The 9,383-nt window shown below is 69.1% G+C and carries 10 protein-coding genes; 6 read left to right on the top strand and 4 right to left on the bottom strand.

Going from position 1 to position 9,383, the window contains the following annotated elements; translation table 11 throughout:
- Nucleotides 1–227: pyridoxamine 5'-phosphate oxidase family protein (locus VGR06_RS06500; RefSeq protein ID WP_327558051.1), on the bottom strand; the 227-nt coding region annotated here is incomplete at its 3' end.
- A 136-nt stretch (nt 228–363) separates the two neighbouring features.
- Between VGR06_RS06500 and VGR06_RS06495 the strand changes: the two genes are divergently transcribed.
- The 4 genes from VGR06_RS06495 to galT are packed head-to-tail and all read left to right on the top strand — an operon-like array spanning nt 364 to nt 4,650.
- A complete protein-coding gene (locus tag VGR06_RS06495) occupies nt 364–1,710 on the top strand; it encodes an ABC transporter substrate-binding protein (RefSeq protein ID WP_327558050.1) in 1,347 nt (448 codons plus the stop codon).
- Nucleotides 1,710–2,717 carry a sugar ABC transporter permease gene (locus VGR06_RS06490; RefSeq protein WP_327558049.1) on the top strand — a complete coding sequence of 336 codons (1,008 nt, stop codon included), beginning with the start codon at nt 1,710–1,712 and terminating at the stop codon, nt 2,715–2,717. The genes VGR06_RS06495 and VGR06_RS06490 overlap by 1 nt, the downstream gene beginning before the upstream one ends.
- Nucleotides 2,714–3,577 carry a carbohydrate ABC transporter permease gene (locus VGR06_RS06485; protein ID WP_327558048.1) on the top strand — a complete coding sequence of 288 codons (864 nt, stop codon included), beginning with the start codon at nt 2,714–2,716 and terminating at the stop codon, nt 3,575–3,577. Before VGR06_RS06490 ends, VGR06_RS06485 begins: the two co-directional genes overlap by 4 nt.
- Before the next feature lie 56 nt (nt 3,578–3,633).
- Nucleotides 3,634–4,650, top strand: a complete 1,017-nt coding sequence (gene galT, locus VGR06_RS06480) for a galactose-1-phosphate uridylyltransferase (protein WP_327558047.1) — start codon at nt 3,634–3,636, stop codon at nt 4,648–4,650.
- Nucleotides 4,651–4,799: 149 nt separating this feature from the next.
- On the opposite strand, the gene VGR06_RS06475 is transcribed toward galT, so the two are convergent.
- Nucleotides 4,800–5,582 carry a helix-turn-helix transcriptional regulator gene (locus VGR06_RS06475; RefSeq protein ID WP_327558046.1) on the bottom strand — a complete coding sequence of 261 codons (783 nt, stop codon included), beginning with the start codon at nt 5,580–5,582 and terminating at the stop codon, nt 4,800–4,802.
- A 118-nt stretch (nt 5,583–5,700) separates the two neighbouring features.
- On the opposite strand from VGR06_RS06475, the gene VGR06_RS06470 reads away from it, so the two are divergent.
- Entirely contained in the window at nt 5,701–6,684 is a 984-nt protein-coding gene (locus VGR06_RS06470; RefSeq protein WP_327558045.1) for an SMP-30/gluconolactonase/LRE family protein, read from the top strand.
- Here VGR06_RS06470 and VGR06_RS06465 read toward each other — a convergent pair.
- Together VGR06_RS06465 and VGR06_RS06460 are read right to left on the bottom strand one after the other, a co-directional pair.
- Nucleotides 6,665–7,516 carry a MaoC family dehydratase gene (locus VGR06_RS06465; protein ID WP_327558044.1) on the bottom strand — a complete coding sequence of 284 codons (852 nt, stop codon included), beginning with the start codon at nt 7,514–7,516 and terminating at the stop codon, nt 6,665–6,667. The genes VGR06_RS06470 and VGR06_RS06465 overlap by 20 nt on opposite strands.
- Nucleotides 7,517–7,519: 3 nt before the next feature.
- The gene (locus VGR06_RS06460; RefSeq protein WP_327558043.1) at nt 7,520–8,875 is read right to left on the bottom strand and encodes a 3-oxoacyl-ACP reductase; all 1,356 of its coding nucleotides are present in this window, start codon (nt 8,873–8,875) and stop codon (nt 7,520–7,522) included.
- Between the two features lie 79 nt (nt 8,876–8,954).
- Here VGR06_RS06460 and VGR06_RS06455 point away from each other — a divergent pair.
- Nucleotides 8,955–9,383 (top strand): beta-ketoacyl synthase N-terminal-like domain-containing protein (locus tag VGR06_RS06455; RefSeq protein ID WP_327558042.1); only part of this gene is annotated, 429 nt, incomplete at its 3' end.

Here is a 9,383-nt window from a genome sequence, read left to right as displayed (position 1 = left end):
CCGGACTCCACCAGCACGGTGGCCTGGGCCAGCCGCCGCAGGTTCGCCACCTTCTGCGACTTGGCGTAGGTCCAGGTGGCCACGCCCGCGCCGCGGGCCACGTAGAACACCGGAACGAGGTGCGGCCGCCCGCTCGGCCCGATGGTGGCCACGTGCGCGGTCATCTGCTCCGCGAGGAACGCCCTGACCTCCTCGCCCGACATCCTGATCTCCGCCCGTCGCGACATTGCGCCTTTATACCAAGCGGTCGCTCGTTCGGGTGCGCCGATCACGACACGGCATCGTTACTTGACCGTAGTCAAGTGATGGTCGATATTGTTCGAATCTGTTTGATCGTAGCAGTCGGCGGAGTGGAGAAGTACCATGTCGGACTCCCTATCTCGTTACTCAGCCCCACTGAGCCGCCGCTCGGCGCTGCGCGGGCTGGCCGGCGCGGCGGCGCTGGCCGCGGTGCCCGGAGCGCTCACCGCCGCGTGCAGCAGCGGTGACCAGGGCGCGAGCTCCTCATCCGGCGGCGACAGCGGCGGCGGCAACGCCAGCGGCCCGATCACGTTCGGGTCGAACTACTCCGACGCCGCGCCCAAGGGCGCGTTCGCCGCGCTGGTGGATGCCGCGACCGCCAAGTCCGGGGTGAAGGTCACGGTCAACACGGTCGATCACAACACGTTCCAGAACAACATCAGCAACTACCTGCAGGGCACCCCGGACGACCTGGCCACCTGGTTCGCCGGCTACCGGCTGCAGTTCTTCGCCGCGCAGAACCTGCTCGAGCCGCTCGACGACGTCTGGGGCAAGATCGGCGGCAACTTCAACGACGCGGCGAAGAGCCTGTCCAAGGGCATCGACGGCAAGTACTACCTGGTGCCGATCTACAACTACCCGTGGGTGGTCTTCTACAACAAGAGCGTCTTCCAGCAGAAGGGCTACACCGTCCCGAAGACCTGGGACGAGTTCATCACGCTGGCCAAGAAGATGCAGGCCGACGGCCTGGTGCCGCTGGCGTTCGCGGAGAAGGACGGCTGGCCCGCGCTCGGCACGTTCGACATCCTCAACCTGCGGATCAACGGCTACGACTACCACATCAAGTTGATGAAGCACGAGGTGCCGTGGACCGACAAGGGTGTCACCGCGGTGTTCGACAAGTGGCGTGAGCTGATGCCGTACCTGCAGAACGGGGCCAACGGCCGGATCTGGCAGGACGCGGCGAAGGCGCTGGAGAACAAGCAGGCCGGGATGATGTTCCAGGGATCCAACCAGGTCGCCGCCAACTACTCCGCGGCCAACCTCGCCGACCTCGACTTCTTCCCGTACCCGGTGATCAACTCCGAGCACGGCCAGGACTACATGGACGCCCCGACCGACGGGTTCATGCTGCCGAAGAAGGCGAAGAACAAGGACGCGGCCAAGAAGATCCTGGAGTACCTGGGCACCGGGGACGCCGAGTCGACCTTCCTCAAGACCGACCAGTGGGACGTCGGCATCGCCAACGGGCTGACCGCGCCGACCTACAACGAGATCCAGAAGAAGTCGGTGCAGGCGATCAGCGCGTGCAAGGCGGTCTCCCAGTTCATGGACCGCGACACGGTGCCGGACATGGCCACCGCGATGATCAAGCTGATCCAGGGCTTCGTCGACAACCCGGCGCCGGCCACGGTCGAGTCGCTGCAGAAGAGCGCCGAGGACCAGGCGAAGACCATCTTCACCGCCTGATGGTCAGTGCCACCAAGGAAATGACCAACCCGCCGGCGGTGAGCCCGCGCCGCCGCCGGCGGGGTACCCACACACTGTCCACACGCGACAAGTGGGTGGCAGCCGCCCTGCTCGGCATCCCGCTGCTGCTGGACCTCGCGTTCGTCTGGTTCCCGGCGCTGGCTTCGGTGCTGCTCTCGTTCACCAAGTGGACCGGCGTCGGCGCGATCCACCTGGAGCCGTGCCGGAACACCGCGACCCTGCCCGGAATTCCGCAGCCCGGCTGCCTGTTCGGGGTGCAGAACTACCACCAGGCGTTCACCGTCTACCCGGACTTCTGGCCCGCCGTGCGGCACAACGCGATCTGGCTGCTGGTGTTCATCCTGCTCGCCACACCGCTGGGCATGCTGTTCGCGGTGATCATCGACCGGGGGATCCGGGGCAGCCGGATCTACCAGAGCCTGCTGTTCCTGCCGGTGATGCTGTCGCTGGCGCTGATCGGGATCATCTGGGAGCTGATCTACTCGCCGAACTACGGCCTGATCAACTCGATCCTGGGCCGCACCGCCAACGAGAACCTCATCGACTGGCTCGGCAACCCGCGGCTGAACCTGTGGGCGATCCTGGCGGAGGCAACCTGGCGGCAGGCGGGCTACGTGATGGTGCTCTACCTCGCCGGGCTCAAGGCGTTCGACCCGGCGCTGCGCGAGGCGGCCATCGTCGACGGGGCGAGCTCGTGGCAGACGTTCTGGCGGGTGACCTTCCCGGTGCTGCGGCCGATCAACATCGTGATCCTGGTGGTCACCGTGATCGAGTCGCTGCGCGCGTTCGACCTGGTTTTCATCACCGCCAAGGGAAATCCGCTCAAGGGGCTGGAGCTGCTGTCGATCGCGGTGACCCAGAACATCGTCGGAGAGACCCAGCGGATCGGCTTCGGGTCGACGCTCGGGGTGATCCTGCTGGTGATCTCGCTGGTGCCGATCTCGATCTTCCTGTACCAGACCTTCCGGAAAGAGAAGCGGGCATGATCACCGGATCCCGGTTCGGCCGGATCGCCGCCCAGGTCTTCATGATCGTGATGACGCTGGCCTGGATCACGCCGATCCTGTTCGCGCTCTACGTGGCGCTTCGGCCGATCGAGGACACGAACCGCTCCGGCTACGTGTCCATCGCCGAGCGGTTGACGTTCGCGAACTTCGGCAACGCCTGGCGGCAGTCGGAGATGTGGACCTTCTTCCTCAACTCCGTCTACATCACCGTGCCCGCGGTGATCCTGACGCTGCTGCTGGCCTCCTCGGTGGCGTACGTGGTGGCGCGGCTGAACTTCAAGTTCAACATCGCCATGTTGATTCTGTTCACCGCGGGAAACCTGCTGCCGCAGCAGGTGATCATCACGCCGCTGTACCGGATGTACCTGGCCATCCCGCTGCCGCGGTTCCTCGCCGACAGCGGGCTGCTCTACAACTCCTACTTCGGCCTGATCGTCATCAACGTCTCGTTCCAGCTCGGGTTCTGCGTGTTCGTGCTGAGCAACTACATGAAGACGCTGCCGCACGAGATCGACGAGGCGGCCATCGTGGACGGCGCGTCACTGTGGACCCGGTACTGGCGGCTCACCATGCCGCTGTGCCGGCCGGCCCTGGCCGCACTCGCGACACTGCTCACCACGTGGATCTACAACGACTTCTTCTGGGCGATCACGTTGATCTCCACCGGCAACCGGCGGCCGATCACCTCGGCGCTGAACAACCTGCAGGGCCAGTTCGTGGCCAACCAGAACATGATCGCCGCGGCCGCGCTGATCGCGGCGATCCCCACCCTGGTGGTGTTCGTGCTGCTGCAGAAGCAGTTCATCCGCGGCCTGTCGCTCGGTGCGACGAAGGCCTGATCGGGTATGTTCGAACCTGTTGGATGGTGTTGAGTGAGTTGGCGGGGAATGTCTTGGTGAAACGCACCCATGTCCGGCTCGCCGACGGTCGTGAGCTGATCTACTACGACCGCCGGGAGGATGCCGACCGCACCGCCCCCGACACCCGCGACCTGCCCGACTTCGCCCCGGCCAGCGAACTCCGGCACGACGCGCTCACCGACGAGTGGGTGGCCGTCGCCGGCCACCGGCAGGACCGCACGCTGCTGCCGGCCACCGACGACTGCCCGCTCTGCCCGTCCCAGCCCGGCCGGGCCACCGAGATCCCCGCGTCCGACTACGAGGTCGCGGTGTTCGAGAACCGTTTCCCCGCGCTGCACCACCCGCGCGGCCGGTGCGAGGTGGTGTGCTTCACCGCCGACCACGACGCCTCGTTCGCCACGCTTCCGCTCGCGCAGGCCGAGACCGTGATGGAGGCCTGGGCGGACCGCACCGCCGAGCTCTCCGCGCTGCCGAACGTCGAGCAGGTGTACTGCTTCGAGAACTTCGGCGAGGAGATCGGGGTGAGCCTGCACCACCCGCACGGCCAGGTCTTCGCCTACCCGTTCGTCCCGCCCCGCACCCGCGCGATGCTCGACGCCGCCCGGCGCCATCCCGGCGGCGACCTGTTCGCCGAGGTGCTCGCCGCCGAGCGCGCCGACGGCACCCGGATCGTCGCGGCCAACGAGCTGTGGACCGCATTCGTCCCGGTGGCCGCGCGCTGGCCGTTCGAGGTACACCTCTTCCCGCACCGCAAGGTGCCCGACCTCGCCGCGCTGGACACCGCCGAGCGGACCGCGTTCTGCCGCCTCTACATCGACGTGCTCGCCCGGTTCCGGCACGTGTTCGACCGCCCGCTGCCCTACGTCGCCGCCTGGCACCAGGCACCCGTCCGGACCGGCCGCGACCTCGGCTACCTGCACCTGCAGCTGTTCAGCATCCGCCGGGCCCCGGACAAGCTGAAATACCTCGCCGGCTCCGAAGCCGGCATGGGTGCCTTCCTCAACGACGTCTACCCCGAGCGCGCCGCCCAACTCCTCCGCGACGCGTACTGATCCCATGTGTTTGCGCGTGGCGTCGCCATGTTGGCCCGCGGCGATGTCGTGTTGGCTTGCTACGCGCGGACTGGCCGGCTCGCGCTCGCCATGCGCCAACACAGGCACGCCAGCGGCCAACACGGCGATGTGAGATGCCAACACGCCGGTTAGAGCGGCAGGTTCACGATCAGCTGCAGCTCAGGGGCGACACCCGGGCGCAGCACGACCTCCTCCACCTCGATGATTCCGCGGGTCGGGTGCCGCAACCGCTTGTGCGCCAGGGTTTTCGGCGCCACTTCGTGGTCGTCCCACCATCGGCGCACCTCCGGGAACTCCCGCCGCAGCCGGTCCAGCACGGCGTTGAACCGCTCGTCGTCGAGCAGGTCCACGCTGGAGGCCCGGATCGCGGCCAGCACCCGGCGGGCGTGGTACGGCCAGTCGAGCAGTACCTCACGCATCAGCGGCCAGCCGAACAACAGCCACGCGGCGTTCCGCTCCCCGGCCGGCACCTGGTCGTAGCGGTAGATCTCCTCGGCGGAGGAGTTCCAGGCCAGCAGGTCCCACCGGCCGTCGATCAGCATCGCCGGCGCCGGCTCCTGATGCTCGACGAGGCGTCGCAACACGTCGGGCAGCGCGGACGCGGTGCCGTTGACGTGCGGCTGCACGCGGGCGAGACGGAACACGTGGTCGGTCTCCGCGCTGGACAGCCGCAGCGTGCGGGCGATGCTGGCGAGCACCTCGTCCGACGGGTTGATCTCGCGGCCCTGCTCGAGCCAGGTGTACCAGGTGACCCCGACGCCGGCGAGCAGCGCGACCTCCTCCCGGCGCAGGCCCGGGGTGCGCCGCAGCCCGCCCCCGTTCGGCAGGCCGACGTCGGCCGGGGTCACCCGGGCCCGCCGGCTGCGGAGGAACTCGGCCAGCTCGCGCCGGCGGGGTATCTGCGCGGTCATGGCCGGCCTCCCCCTTCCTTGGTGGTAGCGGCACTACCCGTATCACCACACTCTGTCAGCGCGCCACGGAGTTCACGAGTCTTCGTGGCGTACATCCATGTCAAACGAGGGGAACACGATGAACGCACGACAGATCGGCGGTGCGTTAGCCGCCATCGTCGGCCTGGCCCTGCTGGTGCCCGGAACCGCGGGCGCCACCGGCGGATATCCCGCGGTGGTGCACGGGCATTCGCCGGCCCTGCATCCCGAGGGGGTCGCCTACGACCCGACCCGGCACACGTTCCTGGTCGGGTCGCTGTTCCACGGCACGGTCTCCGTGGTCGCGCCGGACGGGTCGACCCGGACACTGGTCGACGACCCGCGGATCGTCGGCACGGTCGGCCTGCACGTCGACGCCGCGCGCGGCCGGATTCTGGTGACCTACGGCGACATCGGCATCTCCGAGGGCGCCGAGCCGGATCCGGCCAAGCGCCGGACCGGCCTGGGCATCTTCGACCTGCGCACAGGTGCCGCGCGGCACGTCGTGGACCTCGCGGTCGGCCCCGGCCACACGGCCAACGACGTGACGTTCGACCGCGACGGCAACGCCTACGTCACCGACTCGGAGTCGGATGTGATCTACAAGGTGGATCCGGTCGGGCACGCCTCGGAGTTCCTCCGTGACCCGCGGTTCGCCAAGACCCCGACCGGCGCGGCCGGGATCAACGGCATCGCCTGGCACCCGGATGGATACCTGCTGGTCGGCAAGTACGACACCGGCCAGCTGTTCCGGATCCCGACCCGCGGTCGCCCGGTGGCCACCGAGGTCCGGCTGGACCACCCGCTGGTCGGCGCGGACGGGATCGCCTTGCACCGCAATGGAGATCTGGTCGTGGTCACCAACAACCTCGGCGGTGCTCCGGAGGCCGTGGACGCGCTGACGATCCTGCGCCCGCGGAACGACTGGCACGCCGCGCGCGAACTCAGCCGGGACCTGTGGCCGGTCGACGACCCGACCACGGTGGCCGTCGCGCCGTTCGGCGACTACGCGGTCAGCGGGAACCTGGCGATCCTGTTGGGTGGGTTGGGCACCTCCGACGAGTTCACCCTGCGCCGGCGCTGATCATGCCGGCCAGGTGCGGCTTTCTGGTGCGCGCGTCGAAGAGGTCGAAACTCCAGCCGTCCTCGGTGGGGTGCGTGGCGAAGCCGACCCTGGCCGGCAGCAGCACCGGCAGCTTGAACCGGACGTCGACGGTGTATGCGTCCGGCAGCCGGCCCTCGAACGCGGCAAGGCAGCGGGCCTTGGTCCACATGCCGTGTGCGATGGCCCGGCGGAAACCGAGCAGCCGGGCGGTCAGCGGGTGCAGGTGGATCGGGTTGCGGTCGCCGGAGACCTCGGCGTAGCGCCGCCCGATGTCACCGGGCACGTGCCAGAGCGCGGTCGGCTCCGGCGGGGTGGCGGGCACCTTGCCGGAGCCCTCCTCGCCGGAGCCACGACCGCGCCTGAGGTACGTGCTGACACCGGTCCAGACCACGTCGCCGGCCACGATCACCTCGCTGATCATGTCGAACTTCCGGCCCTTCGCGTGTGGCCGTTCGTTCGCCACCCGCACCCGGAGACCGAGCTTGTCGTCCACCTGGAGCGGTCGGGTCTGGGTGATCCGGTTCGCCAGGTGCACCGACCCGACCAGCGGGAACGGGAAGCCGGGGTCGGTCATCAGCTTGATCTGCAACGGAAAGCTCAGCACGTGCGGGTAGGTCACGGGCAGCTCACCGGTGAGCCGGAAACCGCAGACCCGGTTGTAGGCCGCCAGCCTCTCCGCGTCCACCGGCACGTGCGGCAGCTCGTAGACCGTGTCCGGCAGCTCGCCGCCGTGCCGCGTGAACCCGGTCAGCACCGCCTTTCCATACAGCGCGACGAGGTTCGGCGTGTTCCGGAGTTCCTTGACGGCCATGGCTCACGCTCCCAGCAGGCTCTGCCCGCAGACCCGGACCACGTTGCCGTTCACCGCGCCGGACGCCGGGTTCGCGAACCAGGCGACGGTCTCGGCGACGTCGACCGGAAGCCCGCCCTGGGCCAGGCTGTTCATTCGGCGACCGACCTCGCGGATGGCCAGCGGCACCGCGGCGGTCATCTTCGTCTCGATGAAACCCGGGGCCACCGCGTTGATCGTCGCGCCGCGCCCGGCCAGCACCGGGGCGTACGCGTTGACCATGCCGATCACCCCGGCCTTGGTGGTGGCGTAGTTGGTCTGCCCGGTGTTGCCGGCGATCCCGGCGATCGAGGACACCCCGATGATCCTTCCGTTGGGGCGCAACACGTCGCCGTTGATCAGCGCCTCGTTGACGACCGGCTGGCAGATCAGGTTCACCGCCAGAACGGCGTCCCAGGCCGGGTCCTTCATGTTCGCCAGCTTCCTGTCCCGGGTGATCCCCGCGTTGTGCACCACGATGTCCACGCCACCGTGCCGGGTGGACAGGTGCTCGACGAGCCGCGCGGGCGCGTCCTCGGCGGTGATGTCCAACTGCAGCGCCGAACCACGCACCCGATTGGCCACCGTGGACAGTTCGGCGCCCTGCGCGGGCACGTCCAGCGCCACCACGTGCGCGCCGTCGCGGGCCAGCACGTCCGCGATGGCCGCGCCGATTCCCCTGGACGCACCGGTGACCAGCGCGACCTTGCCGTCGAGTGGGCGGTCCCAGTCATCCGGCTCGGCCAGCCCGGCGCCGTGCGTGCCGATCCGGACGACCTGGCCGGACACGTAGGCCGACCGGGCGGATAACAGGAACCGCAGCGTCGACTCCAGCGCGCTCTCCGCGCCCGGCGCGACGTACACCAGCTGCACGGTCGCGCCGCGCCGCAGCTCCTTGCCGACCGAGCGGGTGAAGCCCTCGAGCGCACGCTGCGCGATGGCCTCGGACCGGGTGGCCGCGTTCTCCGGCGGCGTGCCGAGCACCAGCACCCGGCCGCAGCCGGCCAGCGCGCGCAGGTTCGGCTGGAAGAACGTGTACAGCTCGCGCAGCTGGGTGGGGTTGGCGATGCCGGTGGCGTCGAACACCAGGCCGCCGTACCGCGGCCCGTCGCCGTTCGCGGTGCCCGGCTCGGAGATCATGTCGATCCCCGCGGACTTGAGCGCGGTGGCCACGGCATCGCCCAGCCGGCCGCCCGGTGCGGCGCCGACCAGGGCCGGGCCGGGCAGCGGCGGCTCGCCCGGGCGGTACCGCCGCAGCGGCGCGGGGTTCGGCAGGCCGAGCCGGCTCACGATGAGCCGGCCCACACCGGAGCGGGCAAACTGCTGGTAGCGGTCGGTCATGTGGCGTGCCTCCCTACTCACTGGTAATGCTACTCACGAGTAAAATAAGGTGGCCAGCGAGACAACCCAGGAGGGTGACGTGGCTCCCAGCGAGACAAGGAAAGTGGCGATCCTCGGCGGCAACCGGATCCCGTTCGCACGGTCCAACGGCCCCTACGCCTCCGCGTCCAACCAGGACATGCTCACCGCCGCGCTGGACGGCCTGGTGGCCCGGTTCGGCCTGGCCGGCGAACGCCTCGGCGAGGTCGCCGCGGGCGCGGTCCTCAAGCACAGCAAGGACTTCAACCTCACCCGCGAATCCGTCCTGGGCAGCAAACTCTCTCCGGAGACCCCCGCCTACGACATCCAGCAGGCCTGCGGCACCGGCCTGGAGGCGGTGATCCTGGTCGCCAACAAGATCGCCCTCGGACAGATCGACGCGGGCGTCGCGGGCGGCGTGGACACCGCGTCCGACGCCCCGCTCGGCGTGAACGACGAGCTGCGCAAGCTGCTGCTGCGGGCCAGGCGG

This window comes from Actinophytocola sp. (assembly GCF_036002505.1).
Classification (GTDB): domain Bacteria; phylum Actinomycetota; class Actinomycetes; order Mycobacteriales; family Pseudonocardiaceae; genus DASYTH01.
Note: the sequence above shows the minus strand (reverse complement) of the source record. Positions and strands in the feature narration are given on the sequence as shown.